General features: G+C 54.5%; 25 protein-coding genes. 20 read left to right on the top strand and 5 right to left on the bottom strand.

The window, feature by feature from the left end; all coding sequences use genetic code 11:
- Positions 1-69: 69 nt before the first annotated feature.
- Complete coding sequence (alaC, locus tag OK412_RS01005; protein ID WP_052272202.1) at positions 70-1,302, top strand: alanine transaminase; 1,233 nt, start codon at positions 70-72, stop codon at positions 1,300-1,302.
- Positions 1,303-1,353: 51 nt separating this feature from the next.
- Here the strand turns inward: alaC and ypdK are convergent, their stop codons facing one another.
- From ypdK to OK412_RS01020, 3 genes are all read right to left on the bottom strand, one after another.
- Entirely contained in the window at positions 1,354-1,428 is a 75-nt protein-coding gene (gene ypdK / locus OK412_RS01010) for a membrane protein YpdK (protein ID WP_099257831.1), read from the bottom strand.
- A 202-nt stretch (positions 1,429-1,630) separates the two neighbouring features.
- Positions 1,631-2,659: an HlyD family secretion protein gene (locus OK412_RS01015; protein WP_264352583.1), complete on the bottom strand. Its 1,029-nt coding sequence runs from the start codon at positions 2,657-2,659 to the stop codon at positions 1,631-1,633.
- A gap of 2 nt (positions 2,660-2,661) precedes the next feature.
- On the bottom strand, positions 2,662-4,260 hold the full coding sequence (locus OK412_RS01020) for an MFS transporter (RefSeq protein ID WP_033778697.1): 1,599 nt from the start codon (positions 4,258-4,260) through the stop codon (positions 2,662-2,664).
- A gap of 149 nt (positions 4,261-4,409) precedes the next feature.
- Here OK412_RS01020 and OK412_RS01025 point away from each other — a divergent pair, with 149 nt between their 5' ends.
- The 5 genes from OK412_RS01025 to OK412_RS01045 all read left to right on the top strand — a co-directional run bounded on the left by OK412_RS01025 (position 4,410) and on the right by OK412_RS01045 (position 8,415).
- Positions 4,410-5,195 carry an IclR family transcriptional regulator gene (locus OK412_RS01025; RefSeq protein ID WP_264352584.1) on the top strand — a complete coding sequence of 262 codons (786 nt, stop codon included), beginning with the start codon at positions 4,410-4,412 and terminating at the stop codon, positions 5,193-5,195.
- 7 nt (positions 5,196-5,202) lie between these two features.
- Positions 5,203-5,655 carry a universal stress protein gene (locus tag OK412_RS01030; RefSeq protein ID WP_010257878.1) on the top strand — a complete coding sequence of 151 codons (453 nt, stop codon included), beginning with the start codon at positions 5,203-5,205 and terminating at the stop codon, positions 5,653-5,655.
- Positions 5,656-5,664: 9 nt separating this feature from the next.
- Positions 5,665-6,471 carry a hypothetical protein gene (locus OK412_RS01035; RefSeq protein WP_010257881.1) on the top strand — a complete coding sequence of 269 codons (807 nt, stop codon included), beginning with the start codon at positions 5,665-5,667 and terminating at the stop codon, positions 6,469-6,471.
- A gap of 274 nt (positions 6,472-6,745) precedes the next feature.
- Positions 6,746-7,027: a lipoprotein gene (locus tag OK412_RS01040; RefSeq protein ID WP_033758553.1), complete on the top strand. Its 282-nt coding sequence runs from the start codon at positions 6,746-6,748 to the stop codon at positions 7,025-7,027.
- A gap of 512 nt (positions 7,028-7,539) precedes the next feature.
- Positions 7,540-8,415, top strand: coding sequence for an SMP-30/gluconolactonase/LRE family protein (locus tag OK412_RS01045; RefSeq protein WP_033788124.1), 876 nt, complete (start codon positions 7,540-7,542; stop codon positions 8,413-8,415).
- 38 nt (positions 8,416-8,453) lie between these two features.
- Here the strand turns inward: OK412_RS01045 and OK412_RS01050 are convergent, their stop codons facing one another.
- The gene (locus OK412_RS01050; RefSeq protein WP_022624176.1) at positions 8,454-9,680 is read right to left on the bottom strand and encodes an OFA family MFS transporter; all 1,227 of its coding nucleotides are present in this window, start codon (positions 9,678-9,680) and stop codon (positions 8,454-8,456) included.
- Positions 9,681-9,965: 285 nt separating this feature from the next.
- Between OK412_RS01050 and OK412_RS01055 the strand changes: the two genes are divergently transcribed.
- Positions 9,966-10,199: a hypothetical protein gene (locus OK412_RS01055; RefSeq protein ID WP_010257893.1), complete on the top strand. Its 234-nt coding sequence runs from the start codon at positions 9,966-9,968 to the stop codon at positions 10,197-10,199.
- Between the two features lie 36 nt (positions 10,200-10,235).
- On the opposite strand, the gene OK412_RS01060 is transcribed toward OK412_RS01055, so the two are convergent.
- Entirely contained in the window at positions 10,236-11,135 is a 900-nt protein-coding gene (locus tag OK412_RS01060) for a DMT family transporter (protein ID WP_132499571.1), read from the bottom strand.
- A 177-nt stretch (positions 11,136-11,312) separates the two neighbouring features.
- Here OK412_RS01060 and OK412_RS01065 point away from each other — a divergent pair, with 177 nt between their 5' ends.
- The 13 genes from OK412_RS01065 to OK412_RS01125 all read left to right on the top strand — a co-directional run bounded on the left by OK412_RS01065 (position 11,313) and on the right by OK412_RS01125 (position 26,969).
- Complete coding sequence (locus tag OK412_RS01065; RefSeq protein ID WP_264352585.1) at positions 11,313-12,182, top strand: helix-turn-helix domain-containing protein; 870 nt, start codon at positions 11,313-11,315, stop codon at positions 12,180-12,182.
- 565 nt (positions 12,183-12,747) lie between these two features.
- A complete protein-coding gene (gene tssB / locus OK412_RS01070) occupies positions 12,748-13,248 on the top strand; it encodes a type VI secretion system contractile sheath small subunit (RefSeq protein ID WP_010671384.1) in 501 nt (166 codons plus the stop codon).
- A 33-nt stretch (positions 13,249-13,281) separates the two neighbouring features.
- A complete protein-coding gene (tssC, locus tag OK412_RS01075) occupies positions 13,282-14,829 on the top strand; it encodes a type VI secretion system contractile sheath large subunit (RefSeq protein WP_010671385.1) in 1,548 nt (515 codons plus the stop codon).
- Positions 14,830-14,846: 17 nt separating this feature from the next.
- Positions 14,847-16,184 (top strand): type VI secretion system baseplate subunit TssK, encoded by a 1,338-nt coding sequence (gene tssK / locus OK412_RS01080; protein WP_264352586.1) that lies wholly within the window; start codon positions 14,847-14,849, stop codon positions 16,182-16,184.
- The gene (gene tssL, locus OK412_RS01085) at positions 16,181-16,834 is read left to right on the top strand and encodes a type VI secretion system protein TssL, short form (protein ID WP_223566161.1); all 654 of its coding nucleotides are present in this window, start codon (positions 16,181-16,183) and stop codon (positions 16,832-16,834) included. The genes tssK and tssL overlap by 4 nt, the downstream gene beginning before the upstream one ends.
- A gap of 3 nt (positions 16,835-16,837) precedes the next feature.
- Positions 16,838-18,562, top strand: a complete 1,725-nt coding sequence (locus OK412_RS01090) for an OmpA family protein (protein WP_264352587.1) — start codon at positions 16,838-16,840, stop codon at positions 18,560-18,562.
- Positions 18,563-18,566: 4 nt separating this feature from the next.
- The gene (gene hcp / locus OK412_RS01095) at positions 18,567-19,058 is read left to right on the top strand and encodes a type VI secretion system effector Hcp (RefSeq protein ID WP_033758542.1); all 492 of its coding nucleotides are present in this window, start codon (positions 18,567-18,569) and stop codon (positions 19,056-19,058) included.
- A gap of 302 nt (positions 19,059-19,360) precedes the next feature.
- On the top strand, positions 19,361-22,000 hold the full coding sequence (gene tssH, locus OK412_RS01100) for a type VI secretion system ATPase TssH (RefSeq protein ID WP_264352588.1): 2,640 nt from the start codon (positions 19,361-19,363) through the stop codon (positions 21,998-22,000).
- The gene (locus OK412_RS01105) at positions 21,993-22,541 is read left to right on the top strand and encodes a hypothetical protein (protein ID WP_033772344.1); all 549 of its coding nucleotides are present in this window, start codon (positions 21,993-21,995) and stop codon (positions 22,539-22,541) included. Before tssH ends, OK412_RS01105 begins: the two co-directional genes overlap by 8 nt.
- The gene (locus OK412_RS01110) at positions 22,535-22,996 is read left to right on the top strand and encodes a putative T6SS immunity periplasmic lipoprotein (protein ID WP_235194782.1); all 462 of its coding nucleotides are present in this window, start codon (positions 22,535-22,537) and stop codon (positions 22,994-22,996) included. Before OK412_RS01105 ends, OK412_RS01110 begins: the two co-directional genes overlap by 7 nt.
- Positions 22,997-23,032: 36 nt before the next feature.
- Positions 23,033-23,497: a putative T6SS immunity periplasmic lipoprotein gene (locus OK412_RS01115; RefSeq protein ID WP_341850316.1), complete on the top strand. Its 465-nt coding sequence runs from the start codon at positions 23,033-23,035 to the stop codon at positions 23,495-23,497.
- Between the two features lie 303 nt (positions 23,498-23,800).
- The gene (locus OK412_RS01120) at positions 23,801-26,437 is read left to right on the top strand and encodes a type VI secretion system Vgr family protein (protein ID WP_256844631.1); all 2,637 of its coding nucleotides are present in this window, start codon (positions 23,801-23,803) and stop codon (positions 26,435-26,437) included.
- Positions 26,430-26,969, top strand: a complete 540-nt coding sequence (locus OK412_RS01125) for a hypothetical protein (protein ID WP_033772340.1) — start codon at positions 26,430-26,432, stop codon at positions 26,967-26,969. Before OK412_RS01120 ends, OK412_RS01125 begins: the two co-directional genes overlap by 8 nt.
- The last annotated feature ends 4 nt before the right edge of the window (positions 26,970-26,973 follow it).

Consider the following 26,973-nt stretch of genomic DNA (forward strand, 5'->3'; position numbering starts at 1 on the left):
CGTAACGGGTCACCACAGTGACCCGCGTCGCTCGGACGGTCCGGGCGCTTACGTAATCCAGAGGACATCATGGCTGATAACAGCACACCCCGTCGTTTCTCGCGTATCGAACGTTTACCCCCTTACGTTTTCAACATCACCGCTGAACTGAAGATGGCTGCGCGTCGGCGCGGCGAAGATATCATCGACTTTTCAATGGGCAACCCGGATGGTCCGACTCCGCCACACATCGTCGAAAAGTTATGCCAGGTGGCGCAGCGTGACGATACCCACGGTTATTCCACTTCTCGCGGTATTCCGCGCCTGCGCCGGGCGATCTCGCGCTGGTACGCCGATCGCTATCAGGTTGAGATCGATCCTGAATCAGAGGCGATTGTCACCATCGGTTCCAAAGAGGGGCTGGCGCACCTGATGCTGGCGACGCTGGATCACGGTGATACCGTGCTGGTGCCCAATCCCAGCTATCCGATCCATATCTACGGTGCGGTGATTGCCGGGGCGCAGGTACGCTCGGTGCCGCTGGTGGCGGGTGTCGACTTCTTCAATGAGCTGGAACGCGCCATCCGCGAGAGCTATCCCAAGCCAAAAATGATGATCCTCGGCTTCCCGTCCAACCCCACCGCACAGTGTGTGGAGCTCGACTTTTTCGAACGGGTGATTGCGCTGGCGAAGCAGTACAACGTGCTGGTGATCCACGATCTGGCCTATGCCGACATCGTCTACGATGGCTGGAAAGCGCCATCGATTATGCAGGTGCCGGGCGCGCGTGATGTCGCCGTCGAATTCTTTACCCTGTCAAAAAGCTACAACATGGCGGGCTGGCGTATCGGTTTCATGGTGGGCAACAAAGAGCTGGTCGCCGCGCTGGCGCGAATCAAAAGTTATCATGACTACGGCACCTTTACGCCACTGCAGGTGGCGGCGATTGCGGCGCTGGAAGGGGATCAACAGTGCGTACGCGACATCGCAGAGCAGTACAAACGTCGCCGTGATGTGCTGGTCAAAGGATTGCATGAAGCGGGCTGGATGGTGGATAACCCGAAAGCCTCAATGTACGTCTGGGCAAAAATACCGGACCATTACGCACATCTGGGGTCGCTGGAGTTTGCCAAGAGACTGCTGCAGGAGGCGAAAGTCTGTGTCTCGCCCGGTATCGGGTTTGGCGACTATGGCGACACGCACGTGCGTTTTGCGCTGATAGAGAACAGCGATCGTATTCGTCAGGCGGTACGGGGAATTAAAGCAATGTTTCGTGCCGATGGCATATTGCCAGGCAGCATAAAAATGGAAGAAGAACGCTGACAGCCAGCAGGGGCGACTCAGGGGTCGCCCCGTGGCGGCACTGTCACGCCATTACTTCAGCAGCAGAACAAAGGTTCCGAACCAAAGTAACGCGAAAAAAGATATTCCCATCAAGGCATATTTCACAAAGCAACTCCTCTGAGCGGTTACGATGATGGCGATCCCAAACCAGTGCAACGCGAACAGATGTGGAAAAGAGATCGCCATTTACAGTCATGGTCTGCTCTCTTCCGGGTTGATCTGAATAACTCAGAACAGGATCGAGCGCTAATTTACGCGTAATCCTCCCCAAATGAAATAGGTCCGTTCTGAGATATTGCTCACAATTTTACGGCACTTCGATTTCAGGGATCGCCGACATGCCTACACGTAACTGAGCCAGATGCTGTTGGTCGCCATCCAGCACAATTTTCACCGGCAGACGTTGAACGACTTTAGTGTAGTTGCCGGTGGCGTTATCGGGAGAGATCGCCGAAAAAGTTGCGCCGGTGGCCGGTGCGATGCTGTCCACATGACCGGTAAAGGTCTCGCCCGGCAGGGCGTCCACCCGGATCCGCGCCCGCTGGCCGGGACGCACATCGCTTAACTGCGTCTCAAGATAGTTAGCGGTTATGTAGGTTTGCTGCAGTGGCACCACCGCCAGCAGACGGGTGCCGGCTGATACGTACGCGCCGGTCCGCACCGAGCGCTGACCTACCATGCCGTCAACGGGCGCAGTAATGCGGGTGTAGGAGAGATTCAGTCTGGCCTGATCGACGCTGGCCTTCGCCGCTGCAACGTCTGCTTCTGCTGAACGCACCGCCGCCTGTAGCACTCCCACCTGTTTTATTGCTGACGCCAGCGCGGCCTGACTCTGATGCACGGCTGCCAGCGCCGAGCGCTGGTTTGAGCTGGCTTTCTGCTGATCGTCGGCTGCCACGGTACCGCTTTTATAGAGGCGGTTATAACGATCGGCGCTCTGACCGGCATACTGCGCAGAGGCTTCGCTGGCCGCGACGCTGGCTTTCTGCTGATCAATCACCGACAGCTGCTGCTCCAGCTGTGCCTGGCTGCTCAGCAGTTTCGCCTGGCTCACCTGCAGGTCAGCCTCCGCACTTTCCAGCGCCACACGATAGTCACGATCGTCCAGCGTCGCCAGCAGCTGACCCGCTTTGACCTGCTGATTATCCTGCACCTGCACGTGGCTGATGTAGCCCGAGACTTTCGGTGCCACCAGGGTGTAGTCCGCATTGACGTACGCGTCGTTGGTGCGGTGATCGTTGCCGGTCATCAGTGACCAGACCACAAAAGCGATGGCCAGTAACACCAGCAGCAACAGACTCAGCAGCAGGGTTCTTTTCATTTCGAAAGCACGCATATTCAGTTATTCCGGGAAGGGTTTTGAATCAAAGTTTGAGGCGGCCACACCCGTTTTGGCAGGATGGCGGTAAGCAATAACAGGCAGGCGGCAAAGCCGGTCAGCATCAGCCAGCTGTCGCTCAGACCAAGGATCGTGGCCTGATGCCTGACCAGGGTAGCGAATCCGCTGAGATTATCGGCAGCGCTGATGCTGCCATCCGGCAACAGCGGCAAGCTGCTGCTGGCCTGACTGGCCGTCGGCGCTGTCATCAGCCAGCTGCGACTGGCCGCCTGATTAATCAGCACACTGGAGTGAAACTGCTCACGATGCGAAAGGAAAACCTCAACCAGCGTAGAGGCAGCGATGCTGGAAAAGCCGCGCACCGTATTAAACATCGCCGAGGCAAACGGGCCTTCTGGCGGGGCCACAACGCTGGTGGCGCTCATCAGTATCGGCAAAATGATCATCGGTTGTCCGAACGCCTGCAGGATCTGCAGCAGCCAGAAATTCTGTCTCGCCCAGTCACTGGTGATCTGTGTGCCCAGCAGACAGGAGGTCACCAGCAGGCCGACGCCCGCCGTCAGCATCCAGCGGCAGTCGATCCAGCGGATATTCAGCAGGGCCGCAATCAGCGGTGCGATCAGCAGCTGCGGCAGGCCCACCGCCAGCGCCAGCGGGGCAAACTCAAGGGTGCGAAAGCCGCTGACCTGAGCAAAATAGGCCGAAGGCAGCGCGGAGCCAGAAAGCCCAAGGATGAGCACGCAGGCCAGCCCCAGCAAGCCATGCGCCAGATTTGGCCGGCGGAGCATCTGCAATTTAAACAGCGGCAGCGGGTGAAACCACTCATTAATCAGGAAAACCAGCAGCAGCGGCAGCGCGGTGAGCAACATACCGGTAATCAGTGGCGAGTTCAGCCAGTCGAGGCGCTCACCCTGGGTCAGCACCAGAATCAGCAGCGCAACACCACTGCAGCCGGTCACCATGCCGAACAGATCGATCTGCTGAAAGCGTTCCGGTCGCAGCGGATCCTGGGGCAATCCCCATCCTGTCAGCAGCATAGCGATCAGCATCAACGGCACGACCTGCCAGAACACCATCATCCAGCTGACGTGATCGGTCCACAACGAGGCCAGCGAGGCCGCCATATTGGGGCCAAACGTCGCGGTCAGGGCATAGCCCGCCAGGCCAAAAAGTTTAAAGGGCGGCGGCAGAAAGCGCAGGGCGACCGTCATCAGCATTGGCGGTAAGGCGCCGCCAAACAGGCCCTGCAATACGCGCAGGCTGATAAACAGCGTCGGATCCCGCACCAGCGGCAGCAGAATGCCGGTCAGCATAAATCCCGCCGACACGCCTAACGTAAAACGCCGCAGCGACAGGGTGACGGCAAACCAGGGCGCAATCATCATGGCGGCTACTTCTGCCGCCTGATAACCAGAGATAATCCAGCTACCCTGATCGTAACTGATGCCGATCGCGGCACGGATATCGGCCAGCGCGATATCACTGACGCGATCGTTCAGCCCGGAGGTCAGGGCGGCGATGAGCACGCCGACTAATCCGAGTGCCAGTCGCAGTGTAAAAGGATGAGGGGCCGGCGCGGCGGCAGGCTTAGCGTTCATTGCAGGCGATCTCGTTATTATGATGCAGTGTACTGCGATGTGATACAGGTCGTAATATTACATCCCGGTATACTGTATTGCAATGTGGTACAGGCTGTAAAAAGTGCGGCATTCGCGCTACAGTAAGGCAGCTCAAACAGGACGACGCTATGGCACATCAACCCTCCAGCCGCGAGGATGAAAAAACGGGCGGTATACAGGTCATCGCCCGTGCGGCAAAAATTCTTAATGCGCTTGGCGAACAGCCCGGCGGCATGAGCCTCGGTGAGATCGCTCAGGCGGTCGAACTGCCGCGCTCAACGGTGCAGCGTATTGTTGCCGCGCTCGACAGCGCAGAGCTGGTGCGCAGCAGCGGGGCGGGCGGATTGCGTCTGGGGCCGGCGCTGTTAAAACTGATCTCCAGCGTACATACCGATGTGGTTGATCTGGTCAGTCCGCTGCTGGAAAAACTCTCTTCCGACACCAATGAAACCGTCTCGCTGGCGCGCGCCAGCGGCAGTCAGCTGGCGATTATTCACCACGTGGTGGCGTCGCGTGAGCTTCGGGTGGTTCCGCATATGGGACTCAATCTGCCGCTCTACAGCACCTCCGGTGGACGGGCGTTGCTGGCGCTGGAGTGTGAAAAAGATGTACGGACGATCGTTGGCGACGCCTGGCAGGAGTTAACCGATATGACGGTGAAAACGCTGCCTCAGTTGCTGCAACTTATCAGGGAAGTGCGCGAAACCGGTATCGCCGTGGATCGCGGTGAAACGCTGGAAGGTATCTCTACCATGGCGTTTGCGCTGGATACGCTGTTTGGTCGCTTTTCTGTCTCTTTGCTGGTGCCCTCTGCACGTTTTCTGCGACACGAAGCCTGTTTTCGTGACGAGATGCTGAAGTGTAAAGAGGCACTGGTGCGTGAAATCGGCAAAGTCGCCGCGATAGAAGGATAAGCATTCGATGAAAACCCTGCTGATGGCCATTGATCACTCTCCGGTAGCGGAAAAAGTGGTCGCCTTAACCATTGAAGAAGCGCTGGCGCATCGCGCCGAGGTGGTCGTGCTGTGCTGCGTCGATCCCGCTTACTCCTCCTGTAATCAGCCAATGGAAATCGATGCGGGTGAAGATCCGGCCGATTTTGTGGCCGCGCAGGATGAGCAGAATACGGCAGAAATGGTGGTGCGCCATGCACTGGCTCCGTTACTGCGCGCGGGCATTAATGCGCGGGGCATGATTCTGGCGGGTGACGCGGCAGATACTATCGTTGCCCAGTCGCAACAGCTTAAGGCCAGCATGATTATCATGGGACGTCGCCATCTCTCCTCTTTGAATCGGCTGTTAAAAGGCTCGGTCAGCGCATCGGTTATTGAGCGCGCTCACTGTCCTGTGCTGATCGATGTGCGTAAGGATTAATCCCGCCGCATGAATGCTCTGCTTTTTATTACGCTGGCCGCGTTTGCGTTGCTGGCGCTGATTGTTATTGTGCTGATCAAAACCACCCGGCTGCGTTTGTGGCAGGGGCTGATCATCTTTCTGCTGCCCCTGATACTGGCGAATCTGCTCTGGTTCAGCTGGGTTGCGCCGCATCAGTTGCAGGCCAGTCAGCGTGAGCAGGCGGTAAATCAACTGGCAAAGATGCCCGGTTATCGGGTGCTGCAGACTCAGGAACCGGCGTTATGGCTATTGCTGACCCAGGAGCTGACCCGGCGCATCCGTGCGGGGGAGCCAGCTGAGAAGGCGACGGGCGAGCTACGTGGCTGGCTGATTGAGGTGATTAATCAGCGGCTGATGCGCGGAACTGACGCGGCGGTGGTCAACTATATCAGCGTCTCAGTTGAAGAGATGCGGGCGCTGAACCAAATCGATCCGGGCCTCTGCTTCCGTTATCTCTATCCGCAGGTGAGTGGCGGCATCAATCTGCTGACCACGCTGCCGCCGTCACTGAATCGCAAAGAGGCGGATGCCATGGAGCAGCTGCTGCTGAACAGTCCATTGCCCGATCAGCCACTGGATAAGGCGCTGGCGCAGGATGATCTGCAAAAGATTGTCGCCCGGCTTTATCAGCAGTGGGGGGATAAGCTGCAGCAGCTGAATATGCCTGCCGACACGGCGGTTGATCGCTCATCGCTGTGTGCCATGTCGATTGATCTCTACAGTGCGATTCTGGCATTACCTGACAAGCGCGCCGCTAACCTGTTACGTAGAATGATTGCACTGACTGGCCAGTAAGCGGCAGCGGAGCAGCGGAATAGCGGGCGAAAAAAAGCCCGCTAAGCGCGGGCAGGGAAGAGAGGAACAGATTTTTATTTTTGGCATTTCCTGGTGTGGTGCAGTCTTCGTTTTGTCTGAATGCATCTTGTCACGCCGTGCATGATAGTGATAGCCGTTTAATCGTATTACATTAATCGGTAAAAGCTTCTCAAGTTTTGAACTTTCGCGCATTAATCCTATGGATGCGCGGCATGCTGCGTCATAAACTGCGCGGCAACGTGAGGATAACTAAATGAAAAAACTAATAACCGGCGCACTGGCGCTGATTTTGTTGAGTGGATGTACTGCCAGCAAACCCGGGGCGTTTGAACGTGTAGATGAAGATCCAGGCTCAAATACCGTGCAGTACCGTTTTGACCCGGTAAAGGTCAATCGTGATGCAATGAATATTGATCTGGCGAATTACTGCAGTAATAAAGGCTTTGATAAAGTCGAGGCGTTACCTGCGCAGGAGAGTCATATTCCGGGACTGCAGAAAGCGTGGTTCCAGTGTAATTATGCTGTGAAAAGCTAAATAAAACGGGCGGGATAATTATCCCGCCCTTAAAGTTTAATGCTTTTATTTTATGCTGTGTGACATCTTTGCCCGTTAGCGGCGATGGTGACCGCCATGATACCCACCGTGATAACCTCCATAGTAGCCTCCATGATATCCGCCGCCACCCCCGCGGTGCCAGCCATTGTCGTGTCTGGGGCTGATGATACAACCACTTAATAAGGTCATCAGCGCAACCACCGAAGCGACTTTAATTAATCTCTTCATCGGAAGCTTCTCCTCTTTTCCAATGACTATGACACTACGCTGGAAAAGTGGAGTGAAGATGCAGGCTTTGTAGAGTTATTTAAGAAGGTATGACGGAATATTTCAGAGTGCTGCGTTTTGCAGCGGAGAATAATAAAGAAATAAGAATGAACTGAATAGTAAATACTATCAAAGAGAATAGTCTCAAAATCAAGCGAAAATAATTCTCATTTGAAAGTTTTTACAACTACATTATTAGCATGTCAGTTCAATGGGAGAGAAACATGGCGCATGACGTTAAAAATATTCTGGCTTTACAGGCTGAACTGGGCGAATGCCCGCTCTGGTCAGTGGAAGAACAGGTGCTGTACTGTGTCGATATTCTGGCACCCGCCATTCACCGTTTTGATCCGGTCAGCGGTGAACTGCAAACCTTCCCGCAGGCGGAAGAGGTGGGATGCATCGGTCTGCGTGAGCAGGGCGGTCTGATAGCAGCATTACGTGGCGGTGTCTGGCTGCTGGATGCGCAGGGTAAGCCAGAGAAAAAGATCGCAGAGAATCCCGGTGAGGCTGCGCAAAGCCGATTTAATGATGGCCGCGTTGATCCCTGGGGGAATTTCTGGTGCGGCAGCCTGTGGGAACCGCAGGACAAAAATGGCGGGCTGCTGTGCCGTGTGACGCCTGACCTGAAGCTGGAGGTCAAAGCGCGTGACATTAAAATTTCCAACGGGCTGGCCTTCTCTCCCGACCGGCGCTGGATGTATCACAGTGACACGCCGAATGAAGCGCTCTATCGCTATCCATTAAACGCGCAGGGCGAACCGGGCGAACGCACCCTGTTCCGCCGTTTCGACGCGAAAGGTGGATTGCCGGATGGTGCCGCAGTGGATAGCGAAGGATTTTACTGGTCCGCACAGTTTGATGGCGGACGCGTAGTACGCATCGATCCCCGGAGCAGCGAAATCGTCGATGAGATCCTGCTGCCGGTGAAGTGGCCAACCATGGTGGCCTTTGGTGGTGCCGATCTTAAAACGCTGTTTATTACCAGTTCACGGGAAGATCGCACCGAAGAGGAGCTGGCGCGCTATCCGCAGTCAGGCGATATCTTTGCGGTGGACGTCTCGGTGGCGGGCATGGCAGAGCCGCGATTCCGCGGCTAAACGTGAACGGGCCGCTCTGGCGCGGCCCGTCGTGATGGTTAATGACGTTGCAATACAGGTGTTGCTGTAACAGAACTCTGTGGCAAGCGGATGGTGAGTGACAGGAACAGGGAGATGACCAGCAGCGTCATAATCAGGCTGAAGGTGACGGTGAACCCGCCAAACAGCGAGGCGACCAGTGAGCCCAGCACGCTTCCGATACCAAATCCGAGATAGAGCAGACCATAGTTTTTTGTCAGGTTGTTGAGGCCGAAAAAGTCACTGACCAGCGACGGGAATACCGTGATGGTACCGCCAAAGCTGAAGGCTACACAGGCGAGTGACAGGAAGAAGGTGATCTCATTCATTCGGGTAAACAGCAGCACGCTCATCCCGATCAGTGACACGATTTGCGCCAGTGAAATAACCCGGATGCGCATCATTTTGTCAGACAGTATGCCCAGCACCAGACGGCCACTCAGGTTGGCAATCGCAATCACCGTTACCGCACTGGCAGCAGTCTGCGTAGTCAGATGCACCAGCCCTTCGCCGATATCTTTGGCAACGCCTATCACATAGAGACCGCTCATGCAGGCTGTCAGGAACATCAGCGCCAGCATCCAGTACTGTGGCAGACGCACCGACTGTGCCAGCGTGTAATCCCGCGCATGTTGCTGACCATTCGTGCTGCTCCCGGTATCCTGAAGGGGGGCATCACGCATCAGCAGTGCACCGAGGATAATCATCGACATCGCGAGCACGCCCCAGATCATAAAGGTCTGCTCCAGACCCACCGTTGCCAGCAACGCCCCGCAGATAAATTTGAATCCCAGACTGCCAAGACCGTAAGCGCCAATCGCACAGGCAGAGATCATCCCTTTGCGCTCCGGAAACCACTTCACGCAGTTTGAGAGCGTCATCAGGTAACCTGCGCCATCGGCCAGGCCCACCAGCAGCCCGGCGCTGAAATAGAGCATCATCAGGTTATTAGCATGCGCGGTAAGCCAGAAACCCAGCGCCATCAGCACACCCGCCCCGATAGTGACGCGGCGTACGCCAAAACGTTCCTGTAATTTACCGGCCAGCGAGGAGGCAATAGCCAGCCCCAGACTCAGCAGACCAAACGAAAAAGCGACCTGACTGACCGTCGCATCCAGCTTCTGTGACAGCTGGCCGTTGAACAAACTCCACGTGTAGACTGACCCCAGCGCGAACTGAGTGATTACCGTTCCGAACAATGTAAGCCAGCGAGCACGCTGGTAAGAAGCCTGTTGAGTCTGGTTCATAATTTTTCTCTCCCATCCGGGAATCTGGAAACTGCGGTCAGAATAAAGCAGTGATTCGCGCGCGTGAGCAGTAAAGGCATGAACGGAACGGATCGGGGAATGAAATGCCATTCAGGCGGTATGAATGGCATCGGGAGGGGTTGGCAACGTCGCGTCAAAAGTAAGCTAAACGGCAGTTTAATGATTAAGCGTAATTAGCCGTAAGATAATGTTTCAATCAGATGATTCTGTGAGCAGGTTTACAGATTATTTGCCAGGCTAAGAGTTCACTTATCAGGAGGAAATATGAAAGACCGGACATATGAATCCAGCACCAGTGAGGATGAAGTTTGCTGCATCATCGGTCAGGCGGTGATTGAACTCAGTACAGAACAACAGCCTGTGACCAAATCGACGCTGGCATTAAAACTGCTGTCGATGGCCGATCGTGATAGTGACGATGAGCGTGTTCTGCTCTACTGGATTGCGCGTAAAGCGATCAATAAACCACAGAAACTCCTTCAGCAGCAGTGGGCATAACGCCCATCCGGACGCGGGCCTCAGCCCGCCTCCGCGTCAGATGATTATCCGGCGACGACTTGCCGGCCAACGGGCAAACATCACGATATTGCCCAGTAAAATCATGACAAGGCCAGGGATGGCGCTGGCATGCCACTCATATCCTTCATAACGGGTAGAGAGTGCCAGCGCCACCAGCGGAAACAGCACCGTTGTATAGGCAGCCCGACTGGGTCCGATACGTCCCACCAGCGTAAAATAGGCCCCGAATCCCATCACCGATCCCACGATAGCCAGATAGATCAATGCCCCAAACCACTGTGTATTCCATGTCGGCTGCAGCGAAACACCCTGCAGCAGCGAGACCAGTGCCATGATCAGCGCACCGTATAACATGCCGTAACTGTTGGTTGTCAGCACGTCACGTTGCAGACGCTGATGCCGCTGACTGATCATATTGCCGAATGAAAATCCCAGGGTGCCCAGCGCACTTAACCCAATGCCCCACATCAAGCCGGCCGAGGCCTGAGTGCTGCGCAGATCGTGCCAGAACAACGCAACAATACCCGCCATGCCGAGCACTATCGCCGGAATCAGACGTGCGGAAGGGCGCTGACGGAAAAATATCCAGCTGTTAATGGCGTTATACATCACAGCCATAGAGAAAATGACCGACTCCAGTCCGCTGCTGATATAGCCAGAGGCGTAATAAAAGCAGACAAAGTTAAAGCCAAAAACGCAACAGCCCTGCAGCACACAGAAGAGGTGATCCTGCAGCGTCAGCCTGTGCAGACGCTTTATCAGCTTAAGCAGCAATAACATGACCAGCGAGGCCAGCAAAAAACGCCAGAAGACAGCGACAGTTACGGCGCTGATGCCTGCAGACTGTTGCGCATAAATCGCAATCCAGGTCGTGCCCCAGATCAGCACGACTGAGAGATACAAAAACAGGTTCATTACCAGATTCTCCACCGCAAAACGCCGAGTCTGCACCCGCAACGCTCCCTGGTCTTGCAGCGGATTGCGCAGGGTTTGCAAAATCTTGCGCATTTTTACTCTCTGTCCCGATGTGCTCTGTTTTCTGTCCCACGCAATCCGTAAACTGGCACTCTGTTTATCTGAACTGATACCCCGATGAGTCGCTTCCAGACCTTTGACATGCTGCAACGACACAAAGCACAACTGCGCGATCAGGTGCAGCTTCACAGCGGCATTCAGCTGGCAGCCTGGTTTAATAGTGGCGATCGCGTGACAAACCTCAGCGACCATCACACGCTGAGCCTTTACGTGGCGGGCGGCTACGATACCTGGCATAAAACCCCGCATGGCTGGCGTAACGGTGGCGCACCGGACCGCTTCTGTCTGATGCCGGCAGGCACGGAATCGACCTGGGATCTGCGTGCGGATCTCGCCTTTGTTCATCTCTATTGCAGCGAGAACCAGTTGCGGCAACTGGCCGAACGGGTCTGGGACCGCAGTCCGGCGCAGTTAAACCTGCATGAGAAAGTCTTTTCTGCTGATGACCGCATTACCCAGCTCTATCGACACTTTCTGCTGAGCAGCGACTGGCAACAGCCCGCCAGCCAGCTGACGCTGAGCAGCGCATCAACACTCTTGCTGACCCATCTGATGCAGCACTACAGTGAAGTAAAGTGGCAACTGCCCCAGGTGCGGGGTGGACTGGCTCCCGCGGTATTACGGCGGGTTCTGGAATTTATTGAAACCCATCTCGATCAGCCTTTAACCCTGTCTGTGCTGGCGCAGGAAGCGGCATTGAGTGAGTTTCACTTTGCCCGCATGTTCCGTCACACCACTGGCGAGGCACCACACCAGTTCGTGATGCGCCGTCGTATGGATCGTGCAAGGATATTGCTTGAGCGGCCCGAGCTGACGCTGACCGATATTGCCCTTCAGTGTGGTTACCACTCTTCAGCCCACTTCAGCCATCGTTTCCGGCAGGTTTATGGCATGACGCCCTCGGCGTGTCGTCGGGAAAGTCGATGAACTTCTTAGCGGCAACAGGCACATTAGCAGCATATAACAGTGCCACAAATCATTAACATAACTTATCATGCAAACTAACCTGTTTGGGCTGATTCTCGTTTTTACTTTCTGCCGCTATCCTGTAAAAAAAGCATGAACCGCACTTTTTAGCATTGGGTAATTTCTCTGTTCAATCCCGCAATGAACTATTCACTGAAACATTTTTTAGTCCCAGCCATCATGCGCCCCACAGCCGCAATCTTAAGAAAAATCTTATATATCAGATCAGTATCAGATTTTTGCTGGCAAGTTTATCCTGTTACATATGGTTACATATTATCATTTCCTTTGGTTGACCCACTATTTCTAAACTCGCGCCATGGGTGTTTATCTGAAAAATAAATTCAGGATTTACGCTCTTTCATCACGTCATATCGCCAGTAAATGGAATGTACTCGCTTCTGACCGCAGGTCCTGCTTTTCATTGAATGTTTAATAGCAGGAATGTTTTATGGCAGGGTAAGCCATTCTTAATATTTGACACTGGCTGTGGCGGTTTCTATCACTCAATAGAACAGGGACAGCCATGTCTAACTCTTCCTTTCAGTCCGAAATACCCAAGGCACGTATCAATTTAAAACTTGATTTGCATACGGGCGGGGCGAGCAAGAAAACCGAACTCCCCCTGAAATTACTGGTGGCGGGCGACTTCAGTAATGGTCAGGAGTCCGCGCCACTCTCTGAACGCAAAAAAGTTAATCTGAACAAAAATAACTTTGACTCAGTACTTTCCGAATATTCCCCAAAAGTAAATCTCACCGTTAAAAACACGCTTGCCGGTGACGGTAGCGAAGACAATATCAATCTGACATTCCAGAGCATGAAGGATTTCACCCCTGAGCAGGTTTCCCGGCAGATCCCTCAGCTGAAGGCGATGCTTTCCATGCGTAATCTGCTTCGCGATTTAAAAGCTAACCTGCTGGACAATCAGGCTTTCCGGAAAGAGCTTGAAAAAATTCTGCTCGACCCGGCATTAAGCGCAGAACTCAGATCTGAGTTGTCTGCTCTGGCCCCTAAACAGCCATAACGGTCAGGATGTTTTAACGGATTAATAAGGAAGATGTTGATGTCTGTAAAAAATGAGAATGCCGCGGGTGGCGAGAGTGTGGTGCTGGAACGTCCGGCCGCTGGTGGGGTTTATGCGTCTCTGTTTAAAAAAATCAATCTGAACCCGGTCTCCGAACTCAGTGCACTGGATATCTGGCAGGATGCGCAGGCGATGTCGGATGCGACTGCGGATGAACGTTTAACGGCCGGGATGCAGGTGTTCCTGGAGTGCCTGACAAAAGCGGGCTCAAAAGTTGAAAAACTCGACAAAAACCTGATTGACCATCATATCGCTGAGCTGGACTACCAGATTAGTCGTCAGCTTGATGCTGTCATGCACCATGAGGACTTCCAGGCGGTAGAAAGTCTATGGCGCGGCGTGAAATCCCTGGTCGATAAAACCGATTTCCGTCAGAACGTGAAGGTTGAACTGCTGGATATGTCCAAAGAAGACCTGCGACAGGACTTCGAAGACTGCCCGGAAATTATCCAGAGCGGACTGTATAAACATACCTATATTGATGAGTATGACACCCCGGGTGGAGAGCCGATTGCCGCGCTGATTTCCGCCTACGAGTTTGATGCTTCCGCTCAGGATGTAACGCTTCTGCGCAACATCTCTAAAGTCTCTGCTGCTGCGCATATGCCGTTTATCGGCTCCGCTGGCCCTAAATTTTTCCTCAAGGATTCGATGGAGGAAGTGGCGGCTATAAAAGATATCGGTAACTACTTTGACCGTGCCGAGTACATCAAGTGGAAATCGTTTCGTGAGACGGATGATTCCCGCTATATCGGTCTGGTGATGCCGCGTGTGCTGGGCCGCCTGCCGTATGGCCCGGATACCGTACCCGTGCGCAGCTTCAACTATGTTGAAGAAGTGAAAGGCCCGGATCACGACAAATACCTCTGGGCCAACGCATCCTTCGCCTTTGCATCCAACATGGTGCGCAGCTTTATCAATAACGGCTGGTGTGTGCAAATCCGTGGCCCGCAGGCCGGTGGTGCCGTTCAGGATCTGCCTATCCACCTGTATGACCTCGGCACCGGCAATCAGGTGAAAATCCCCTCTGAAGTGATGATCCCGGAAACCCGCGAATTTGAGTTCGCCAATCTCGGCTTTATTCCGCTCTCCTACTACAAGAACCGCGACTACGCGTGCTTCTTCTCGGCGAACTCGACCCAGAAACCAGCCCTGTATGACACCGCGGATGCGACAGCCAACAGCCGCATCAATGCGCGTCTGCCGTACATCTTCCTGCTGTCGCGTATTGCCCACTACCTGAAGCTTATACAGCGGGAAAATATCGGGACTACCAAAGACCGTCGTCTGCTGGAGCTTGAGCTGAACACCTGGGTTCGTAGTCTGGTGACTGAAATGACCGATCCGGGCGACGAGCTGCAGGCTTCTCACCCGCTGCGCGACGCGAAAGTGACGGTGGAGGATATCGAGGACAACCCAGGTTTCTTCCGTGTGAAGCTCTATGCCGTGCCGCACTTCCAGGTGGAAGGGATGGACGTCAATCTGTCGCTGGTTTCCCAGATGCCGAAAGCTAAATCCTGAGGCGAGGGAGAGCAGGGATGAAAATTTACCGCCCACTTTGGGAAGATGGGGCCGCTCTGGCCCCGCAACAGTTCCAGCAGCAGGCCCGTTGGAATGAACGTGTTGCAGACATGGTCGCCCGGATGGGTATTTCTCATCCCTGGGGCGTGGTTGCGGCAGAATTTGATGATGCAGTGCTTGCGCTCTCGCGCCTGAATGCCACACGTCTGGTGGTGCGCTTTCAGGACGGGACCCTTGTTGATACCGACCTGGCAGACACGCTTCCTCCGGTCTGTGATTTGTCTGTTGCCGCCGGCAGTGAGGCTGTTGACGTGGTTGTCGCGCTGCCACTGCTGAGTGCCGGCGGTGGCAACCTCGATAACGGTCAGGACAGTGAGCGGCCGCGCCGCTGGAAAGCGGAGCGTGTCGTCGTGCAGGAACTGGCCGGCCATGAAAGCGGGGAACTCGCGATCCTCCGTCATGCGCTGACCCTGCGTCTGTACAGCCAGGAAAACACGGCATACCTGACCTGTCCGGTAGCCCGTCTGGTGCGTAATGCGCAGGGGCAGTGGAGCCGGGACCCGGCTTTTATCCCGCCGATGATGTCCGTTGCGGCCAGTCCGTGGCTTACTACCGAACTGAATGACCTGCTGGTGCGCCTGCAGGCACGCAGGAAGCGTTTGATGGCCATGCGCCGTGAAAGCAATGAGCGGATGGCCGACTTTGCGGTCGCCGATGTCTCCCTGTTCTGGCTGCTCAATGCCCTGAACAGCGCTGAACCCGTACTAACGGAATTGTTGCAGACCCCGTCTCGTCACCCGGAACTGCTGTACCGCGAACTGACCCGCCTGGCCGGCAGCCTGCTGACTTTCTCACTTGAGCACGACGCCGGGGATATTCCTGCTTATCAGCACGATGCACCGGAACGGGTATTTCCGCCGCTGCTGGCACTGCTCGACAAGCTTCTGGAAGCGAGCCTGCCGTCGCGGGTGGTGAGTATCCACCTGGAGCATCAGGATCAGATCTGGAAAGGTGCCCTGCACGATGCGCGCCTGCGCGAAGGGGCAGACTTCTATCTCTCCGTTCGATCCTCCATGCCGAATCATGAACTACAGACGAAATTCCCGCAGCTGTGTAAAGCGGGCAGCTTTGACGATGTGTCGGATGTGGTTAATGTGGCCCTGAGCGGGATGGTTATCAAGCCGCTGGCCCATGTTCCGGCCGCTATCCCTTTACGTCTTGAGAACCAGTATTTCTCGCTGGATCTGAGTACGGAGGCGGCACGGGCAATGCTTGAGATGGGCAGCTGCACCTTCTACACCCCGCGCTCACTGGGGGATGTAAATCTGGAACTCTTTGCGGTCCTGCGCTCATGAATAAATCCGAACTCAGCCAGATAGAACGTATTTTCTACCCGGGCTGGCTGATGGCCAGCCAACTGCGGGGCGGTCAGGAAGTCCGGGACGGGGAAGGGCTTTATCGCCGTGCCTGCCGTCTGGTGCAGGAGGCGAAAACGGCGCTCACGGAGGCAGGTTACAGCGACATCAGCCGTGACCATATGGTGTATGCCCTGTGTGCATTGCTTGATGAGAGCGTGATGAATCGCGGAACCACTGATGATGGTTACCTGACGTGGCGTCGTGATCCGCTGCAGGCCCACTTCTTTGGTACCCTCAATGCCGGTGAGGAGCTGTGGGAACGGATCCGCAACCTGCTGAAAGAAACCGCCCCTGACGCCGCCGTTCTGACCTGCATGTACCGCACTTTGCAGCTGGGCTTTGTCGGTCAGTATCGCGCCCAGGATGATGAGCGTCGGGAAGATATCGTTCGTGCGCTCGCGGAACGGGTGCCGGCCTTCACGCTGACACAGGACGCCCCCATTGTTGCCCGGGTATCACGCCTGCGAAGCGGTCGTCGCTGGTACTGGATGACCTTGGTTGTGGCCGCTGTCGCCCTGGTGGCGCTGTGGTTCTTCCTTTCGTCTTCGCTTACCGAGCTGGTGAGCCAGACTGTCAGGCCGGGGTAAGCGATGCGGGATGCGTACCGAAGTCTGTTAACTGCCCTGGGTGCCGTACTGGCGCTGTGGCTCATTCTGGGATTCTGGCCACTGTCCACGGGCAGCCGCGCGGCGCTCAGTCTGCTGGTTGTTCTGGTGTCCGGGGTGATGTTCTGGCGTCAGCGTCGGGCCTCCGGGGCGCGGGCGACCGCTGTCCGGGAGATTGTGGATGAAAACCTGCCGCCGGAAGATTTTCAGGGGGCGGTGATCCTCGTCTGCGGCGACAACACCCCGCTGTTTGTGTCCGGTTTCCGTCACCGGGAAACCCGGCAGGGCTGGTATCTGTGGGTGAAGGATGCAAAACAGCTGCCACTCCTGGCACAGCACCTGAGCCTGGTGCGCCCGGCCCTGGCGTCGCAAATTTCCGTCATGCTGGCGGTGGTACCTGAACAGCACACCTCCGGTGATGATTTTACCCAGAATCTTCGGGGCTGGCAGCGGGCTGTCGTCCAGTGCCGTGCGGCATTTGGCACGATCCCCCCGCTGTGGACCGTGACCTGGGTATCGCCCCCAGTGGTCTGCGCGGAGGCCGAACCCGTCTGGTTTACCACAGTAAGCCAGCGAAGCGGTATTCAGGTGTATCAGCCCGGTCAGGGCAATGTGTCATTGACGGAGTGGACCCGGGAGAGTGGATCTGACGGGAGACTTTCTCGTCTGAGTCAGGGTCTGTGGCTGGACAGCCTGCTTGCCTGGCAGAACAGCGCGGTGAATGACCTGCTGTCGGTACGCCAGGGCGAGCTGCCGGTGATGAAGCCTTGCGTACAGGGCATGTGCATGGTGCCGGTGAGCGGTATCGCGGGGAATCTCTGGCAACAGCACATTACTTCCGTGACGGCGCTGCCACCGGATGCCGTTGTGACGACAGAGCCACTGCCGCTGCCTGAGCTGCTGCTGCCAGCGTTACCGCGCCGACGCGGTGTCAGTCGCAGAATGGTGTTCTGGCGCTATGTCGGATTACTGGGCGGGATTTTCCTGGCCCTTGCCATGCTGGCGTCCTGGATGAACAACCAGCGTCTCATTCGTAATGTGGGCGAGCACCTTGCGTTATATCACCAACTGGCGGATAAGCCTGCTGCCCCGAAACTGCGTGCGCAGCAGCGCCTGCGAGCCGATGGCGCATTGCTGGACGACTGGCAGCGTCGCGGGGAGCCACTGCGTTATCGCCTGGGGCTGTATCAGGGGCTGCGCCTGGTGCCGCCTGTTGAGGCCGCCGTCAGCGACTGGGCCCCGCCGCCACCGCCTCCACCGGTTATCAAGAAAATCATTCAGGGTCCGAAAACCATTCGCCTCGACAGCATGTCGCTGTTCGATTCCGGCAAATCCGTGCTGAAGGCTGGCTCCACCAAAATGCTGGTGAACTCACTGGTCGGTATCAGGGCGAAGCCGGGCTGGCTGATTGTGGTCGCCGGCCATACCGATAACACCGGTAATCCGAAAATGAATCAGACGCTGTCACTGAGGCGTGCCGAAGCGGTACGCGACTGGATGCGTGATACCGGTGACGTGCCGGAAAGCTGTTTTGCGGTGCAGAGCTATGGCGCAAGCCGTCCGATCGCAACCAATGACACCCCGGATGGGCGCGCGCTCAACCGCCGTGTCGAAATCAGTCTGGTACCGCAGGCCAATGCCTGTCAGATACCGGGCTACACCCAGGCGTCATCGCAGGATGATGGCGCATCACAACACAATGGAGAGTAATTCCATGGCAATTCCTGTTTATCTTTGGCTGAAAGACGACGGCGGCGCGGACATTAAAGGGTCTGTGGACGTTCAGGATCGTGAAGGCAGCATCGAAGTTGTCGCTCAGGAACATAACCTGTACATCCCGACGGACAACAACACCGGCAAGCTGACCGGTACCCGTATCCACACCCCGTTCCTGTTCACCAAGGAAATCGACTCGTCCAGCCCGTACCTGTACAAGGCTGTGACCACCGGTCAGACCCTCAAGTCTGCGGAATTCAGGTGGTACAAAATCAACGACGCGGGCCAGGAAGTGGAGTACTTCAACACCAAACTGGAAAACGTGAAAGTGGTGAAAGTGAATCCTGAAATGTATGACATCAAGGATCCTTCTAAAGAGAAGCACAACCACCTTGAGCGCATTGAACTGCGTTACGAAAAAATCACCTGGACCTACAAAGACGGCAACATCATCCATTCCGATAGCTGGAACGAACGCGCCACCGCCTGATTACGCGTCATATTTCGCGCCACAGGTGCGTTGGCTGCGTTCGCTCGCTCCGGTCACATAGTTATCTATGTTCCTGGAGACTTACGAACTTGCCGCCTTCCTGCGACATGAACTCTTTAGCGTAATCCTCGTTTTTAAGCGGAGGGGGATGACCTTTCCGCTGTTTTGCTGAACGTCTGCAGCTCGCGGGCTTTCAGCAAAGAAAATCACAAACTGCCAGCCTGACCGTATGCGCTTTGGCCCCCTTAACGGGAACAGCGATGGGCGGTAGCGTGTCCAGGAACCGACAAAGAGAGAGATTCATGGAAAATCCAGCCATCCTGTTGCGACGTCTGAACCCTTACTGTGCCCGTGCGATGGAAGGTGCGGCTTCGCTCTGCCAGACCCGTGCCCATGCGGAAATTTTGCCGGAGCACTGGCTGCTGAAGCTGCTCGAACAGGGGGAAGGTGACCTGACGGTGCTGGCCCGCCGCTATGAGTGGGATATGGACCAGCTTTGGCAGGATTTGCTTGCCTGGCTGGATAAACAACCGCGTTCAGTACGTCAACGTCCACAGTTGTCTGATGCCATTCAGACGCTGATGCAGGAAGCCTGGCTGATTGCTTCCCTTAACGGCGAGGAACAAATCCGCAGCATCCATCTACTAATGGCGCTGGTTTACAAACAGAAACTGGTTCGCTGTGACGGGCTGTGGCCGCTGCTGACGCTGGGCCAGAGTCAGCTGGAGCGTCTGCGTCCGCTGCTTGATGGGCAGTCGGATGAACGTCCGGAAGTGCAGCAGGAAGCCGGACTGGCGCAGAACCACGGCGGTGAGGTCGAGTTTGTTGGCCGCCCGGTCGGTGCAGAGCTGAAAGAGGGCGAACTGAACCTGGCGCTGCAGAACGCGCTGGATAAATTCACTCTGGATGTCACCGCCAAAGCGAAGGAGGGCAAGATTGACCCCGTGTTCGGCCGTGATACCGAAATCCGCCAGATGGTCGACATTCTCTCGCGCCGTCGTAAGAACAACCCGATTCTGGTCGGTGAACCGGGTGTCGGTAAAACGGCTCTGGTCGAAGGTCTGGCGCTGCGTATTGCCGAGGGCAACGTACCTGAATCCCTCAAACCGGTCATCCTGCGCACCCTTGACCTCGGTCTGTTGCAGGCGGGCGCAGGCGTGAAAGGTGAATTTGAACAACGCCTGAAAAACGTCATCGATGCTGTACAGCAGTCGCCGGTGCCGGTTCTGCTGTTTATCGACGAAGCGCATACCATCATTGGTGCCGGTAACCAGGCGGGCGGAGCCGATGCGGCCAACCTGCTGAAGCCAGCGCTGGCTCGCGGCGAACTGCGCACCATTGCTGCGACAACCTGGTCCGAATACAAGCAGTACTTCGAGCGCGATGCCGCGCTGGAGCGCCGATTCCAGCGGGTGTTGGTGGACGAGCCGGACGATGAGACGGCGTGTCTGATGCTGCGCGGCCTCAAATCCCGCTATGCCGAACACCACAATGTACACATCACTGACGATGCGGTGCGCGCTGCGGTCACGCTGTCCCGTCGCTACCTGACAGGTCGCCAGCTGCCGGACAAGGCCGTTGACCTGCTGGATACCGCCGCTGCGCGCGTGCGCATGAGCCTCGACACCGTGCCGGAACAGCTGACCCGCATTCGCTCGCAGATTACCTCTCTTGAAATGGAGAAGCAGGCGCTGCAGGAAGATATCGCCGTCGGCACTCAGAGTCATGGTGAACGCCTGACCGCCATTGAGCAGGAAGAGAACGATCTCATCGTTGCACTCGACGAGCTTCAAACCCAGTACGGTCAGGAACTGAAACTCACCGGACAACTGCTGGAAAGCCGGCAGGACATCTCACGTCGTAGCGAGACGCACACGCTGCAACAGGAGCTGAAGGGCATGCAGCACAGCAACCCGCTGCTTTCCGTTGATGTGGACGTACGCACCGTTGCCACCGTGATTGCCGACTGGACCGGCGTGCCGCTGTCGTCACTGATGAAAGACGAACAGACCGACCTGCTGACCCTGGAAAACGAAATTGGCCAGCGAGTGGTAGGCCAGAATGTTCCTCTGACCGCCATCGCTCAGCGCCTGCGTGCGGCGAAAACAGGCCTCACCTCAGAAAATGGTCCGCAGGGTGTCTTTCTGCTGGTCGGCCCGAGCGGCGTCGGCAAGACCGAAACCGCGCTGGTGCTGGCGGATGTGCTGTACGGCGGTGAAAAATCGCTGATTACCATCAACCTGTCGGAGTACCAGGAACCGCACACCGTGTCGCAGTTGAAAGGTTCACCGCCGGGATACGTGGGCTACGGTCAGGGTGGCATCCTCACCGAAGCCGTGCGCAAGCGTCCGTACAGCGTGGTACTGCTCGATGAGGTGGAAAAGGCGCACCGTGACGTGATGAACCTGTTCTATCAGGTGTTTGACCGTGGCTTTATGCGCGACGGTGAAGGGCGTGAAATCGACTTCCGCAACACCGTCATCCTGATGACCTCCAATCTCGGCAGCGACCACATCATGCAGCTGCTGGATGAACAGCCGGACGCCACCGAAGGCGACCTGCACGAACTGCTGCGCCCGATCCTGCGCGACCACTTCCAGCCCGCACTGCTGGCCCGTTTCCAGACCGTGATTTACCGCCCGCTGAGTGAGCCTGCCATGCGCACCATCGTGGAAATGAAGCTCGCACAGGTCAGCAAGCGCTTACATCGTCACTACGGCCTGACCACGCAGATTGAGGAGAGCCTGTATGACGCGCTGGTCGCCGCCTGCCTGCTGCCGGACACCGGTGCACGTAACGTCGACAGTCTGCTCAACCAGCAAATCCTGCCGGTGCTGAGTCAGCAGTTGCTGACCCACATAGCAGCGAAACAGAAACCGCAGTCGCTGCGGCTTGGATGGGATGATGAAGAAGGGATTGTACTGGAATTTACACATGACTGATGAAACGCAGGATGAGTACAGGATTAAAGAAGGTGGTGTCAGGCTACTTACGACGGGTGAGATACAGATGGCACACTCTGTATTTTTATCCACCATTGATTATTCGAAAGTATGGATCCACAGAGAGAGTTATCTCCCTTTCAATCTACAGGATAAGAATACGGCTATGACCCCAAATGGGGAGATTTATTTTCGTGACCAATACTGCGACGATTTCTCCCAGACAACTGACGATCTTCAACATATGTTCATCCATGAAATGGGGCATGTCTGGCAACGAATGAAAGGCATGAATATTATTATGAGAGGATTGGTCAGTTGGATGGTGAGTTATCGTTACACTCTTGATGGTCGCCTGTTAAGTGAATATCCGATGGAGCAGCAGGCGCAGATTATTGCAGATAATTTTACACTAGAGGCTCATGGCTATGATGGTTGGTTGCGTCTCAGGGGCTGGGAGATCGTTACTCTTGATGGTGATGCATCTGAATCAATCATCCGAGAAATGTATAGAAATTCATTGAGAGGGTTTCCATGGTAAAAATAAAGTGGTGGCATTCAGTACTGTTTCTTATTTTAGCTGTCACTTCTGCATTTACATTAACCGGATGCCCGTGGGGTGGGATGAAATATTACCCAGCTGAAACAGCCAGCGTCTGGATGAAGAATAATGCAGTTTGTTATTACGTCCCAGATAGTAAGGATTATCAGCCTGTTTTCATCTCTATCAACCTCAGGAATAAATCGTTTAAAGAAAGGCAGTTTACCGAAAACCCGAATTTACGAATTATTGATGGTCAATTATGTATTAGTCCTTCGTTTTACCATTTTCCTGATACGTCAAAAGCCCCATTTATTGTTGAGGTTGTATTGCAGTCTAAGAGTAAAAGTAACCATCCAAGGAGCTTTGTCACCGGATTTGAAATGATCAACGGTAAGGCCCGGGATGTATCGTTGACGACACGGGAATACCATGTGCCAGCGACGGCACGCTAAACACTATACTGAATAGTAACATTCGGTTTCTATATGATGATAATCCGATGCTTTGATTTATGTCTGAAAGGAATATTCACCTTCTTTTTCCTTTCCGTGCTGACAGGATGTCCTGGCCCGGGAGACAGGATGATTCCTCATGAAACCACATCTGTCAGCAAGCAGGGGGAAAATGTATGTTTAGATATTCCAGATGCTCAGGATTATCAACCTGCTGACATGGGGATAAATCCACGAGGAACACCTTCGAAGGAGAAGGATTTTAATTTCTCTCCAGGTCTCACGATCGTTAATGGAAAATTATGCATTCCACCTTCTTTTTATCATTTTCCGGATAAGGGGAAGCTTATTTTTGAGTATGTATTGATTTCAAAGAAACATGAAGATGAGCCACGGAAATTTGTCGTTGGCGTGGGGGTGAATAATGGGCAGGTATACAATTTTCCTCTGACCGATCGAGAAATAGCAAGGCCATATGGATCAATTCAAGTTTCCGAGTAGCTGGTCAATATAAGATAATGAGAACATTCACCTTTATTGCGTTGGTCGTGATAAGCGTACTCTTTCTTCCGGATGCTTTTATTTACACGTTTGTTAAGCGCTTTATCCCCATTAGTGGCGATGGCGAATACGGCATAAACAATTTTGAAATGACCGTGTTGCTGATTAAAACCTTCGCCAGTGCCCTCGGGGCCGGAGCCATAATCACGCTTTTTCGTACTCGCTGAGTACCCCGATTAAACCTGCAATTTGCCCGCCGGCAAGAAAGTCATGGACTGCAGGTTATCCCATGGAGTCAATATCATGAGTCTGACAGATACGCTCAAGAACACCCTGTCTGCATTAACTGAAAGCGGGCTGAACCGCTACCGCCTGGATATTCCATCCTGTACAGCATCACTGGATGTGGAAAGTTTCAGCGGTAAGGAGTTCATGAGTGAGCTTTACTACTATCAGGTTATCTTTACCAGCAGTGACCAGAATATCAGCTCAGCGCAACTGCTGACTAAGCCTGCCACGCTGACCATGGGAACCGGGTCTCTGATGGGGTTGACCGGGCTGAAAGTGGTGCATGGTGTGGTGACGCAATTTAAGCGTATCAGTGGTTCACGTGACCAGGCAACGTACCAGATTATTATTGAGCCGTTCTTGTCTTTGCTGCGCAAGCAATTCCGTACCCACCGCTTTTTTGTCAATAAGTCGGTACCGGAAGTTGTCGCCGAAGTGTTGCAGGAGCATGGCCTGAAAGGCTGGGAGTATGAGTTCACCCTAAAAGCCGACTATCCGAAGCGTGAACAGATTAACCAGTACAAGGAAAATGACCTCGCGTTCATTGAGCGTCTGCTGGCCGAAGTGGGGATTTTCTACTTCTTTACCCTGCAACCCGATACCCAGACCGAAGTGGTGCATTTCGCAGACAAGCAGAGCGCATGGACGTTCGGTAAGTCTCTGCCGCTCAGCAGCCCATCGGGAATGAGTGACAGTGCAGCGGACTCGATCTGGGGGGTTAACGTCCGACAGAACGTGGTTGAGCGCTCTGTCACCGCCAGTGATTACAATCACCGTGAAGCCCAGAATGTCCTGACCTCTGTACCGGCGGACATGACCTGCGGCGACGGTGACGGTGTTACCTACGGTGAGGTTTATCACTATCTACCGCGTCATCTTGAACGTGGCGACAAAATCACACCTTCAGCGGAAACCGGCAATTTCTGGGCACGCCTTGAGCATGAGCGTTTTCTTTCCGGACAGACGATTATCAGCGGGTGCAGCAATGATGCCCTGCTTTCTCCGGCCCAGGTGCTGACCATCAGTGAAAGTGTGGTACCACCGACACTGCCATCAGAAACGGACAACGGCATAATCATCACCCGAACGGGCTATATAGCCAGCCGTAAAGATGCCCTGATCGTGATGTGGGAAGGGATGCCGTATTACGAGAACCGCTGCTGGCGTCCTGCTGCTAAAAAGCGCCCGGTGGTCAGCGGCACCCTGACGGCACGAGTGACCAGCGCTAAAGATAACGACATCTACGCCTGGCAGGATGCATCCGGCATGTACCGGGTGAAGTTTGATGCCGACCGTGATGATAAAAAACAGGGCATGGAAAGCATGCCGGTGCGTTTTGCCAGGCCTTACGGTGGTGATAAGTACGGCTTCCACTTCCCGCTGATACAGGGCACTGAAGTCGCCATTGCGTTTCATGAAGGCGACCCGGACCGTCCGTATATCGCCCATGCCATGCACGACTCCCGCCACGTCGACCACGTCACTGAGGCCAACAGCACGCGCAATGTTATCCGCACAGCTGGCCTGAACAAGCTGCGGATGGAGGATAAGCGCGGCGAGGAACACATCAAGCTCAGTACAGAGTACGGGGGTAAGACGCAGCTTAATTTAGGTCACAACGTGGATGCTTCCCGCGAACTGCGCGGTGAAGGTGCGGAGTTGCGTACCGATCGGTATGTGTCCATCCGGGGTGGTGCCGGGGTGTTTATCACTGCAGATAAACAGCCGTTTGCCGGGGACAATATGCTCTCTATGCAGGAGGCGATTGCCCAGCTCGAGAATGCACTGAGTATTGCGCGAAGCATGTCAGACGCAGCTGAAACTGCGCAGGCGCTACCCGCGGATATTCAGAGCCAGGTGAAGTTGACTAATGCCCTCAAAGATCTTGTGCAGCCAGGAATGGTGTTGAATGCACCAGAAGGCGTGAGCATCACCAGCCCACAGGCGGTTCGCATGGCGTCGGGTAGTGCCAGCGTTGGGATCATGTCGCAACAGAATACAGACATTAGCGCTCTTAAACGATTTACCGTAGCAGCAGGTGAAGCCGTGAGTATGCTGGCCCGTAAGGCCGGGATGAAACTCTTTGCGACTAAGGGAAAAGTAGAAATCCAGGCTCAGGATGATGCGCTTGAGGCGATAGCCAAAAAGGATGTGACCGTAACCAGCACAGATGGGCGGGTAGAAATCACGGCTGCGAAAGATGTCGTGCTTAAAAATCTGGAGGGTTCGTTCATCCAGTTGCAGGGTAAGAATATTATTCTGGGCTGTGAAGGTAATATCCTGTGGAAATGTGCCAATGCGCAGAAAATGGGCAGTGTAAGCATGAGTAGTGTTATGCCCCAGTTTCCATCGGGATATAGTGGGAAGTTTACTGCATCGTCTGTTGCAGGAGTTCCAGTTGCTGCCGCGGCATACATGTTGACATCGAGTAATGGGCAGAAATTATTTGGTAGAACAGACGAGAACGGTGAAACATTTCCTGTTTACTCATCAAACCCGAATGAGTCTTTTGAACTTGAAATGATTCAAAGTGATTATTGGTACGATAGTGAAAATATTGTGGACAGAGTACATTGCACATCATTTTCAGATATGTCATTCCAGGACGATGGCTGTCAATGCAGTGATTGTGAGGGGAATAAAAGTGCGTGATATTACTTTTAAGTTTAAAATTTTGTTATGTATGTTGCTGACTCCATCTTTTTCTTTTGCAAGTGGCACATGGAATGCTAAATCAGCACAAATGCAATGTGGCTCAGCTTTGGTAAAGGTCAGTGCTGAATGCCAGGTGAATCAAAAAAGCCCAACGGAGAATATATGCAAAAATTACCACTTGGAAATAAAGAACGGCACTAATAATAAAGAGTTTTCTTTGCCATACATCCCGAACAGCCAAAAAGCTCTCCTGGAAAAACAGGGTTATTCCTTCAATAATGTAGTTAAGCCTGGTGATTGGGCTCCCTCCACTATGAAATGCTATGACAATGAAAATATTGTGATCGGATACCATCTTGGGCTGGATGAAGATGAGAGCGTAAAGGGATCATTGTTGTCATATATTGATGCCCCATTTATTGATCTTTCAGGGAACTTTATTACAGGCAACAAGCTTTCTGAGCTTAGATCTCGAGAAATGAAAAACCCCTACGATAATACAAGCATAGACTTTATTAGCAATCGCTGAGGTA

Origin of the sequence: Pantoea sp. JV6, assembly GCF_025910055.1 — a bacterium.
GTDB lineage: Bacteria > Pseudomonadota > Gammaproteobacteria > Enterobacterales > Enterobacteriaceae > Pantoea > Pantoea agglomerans.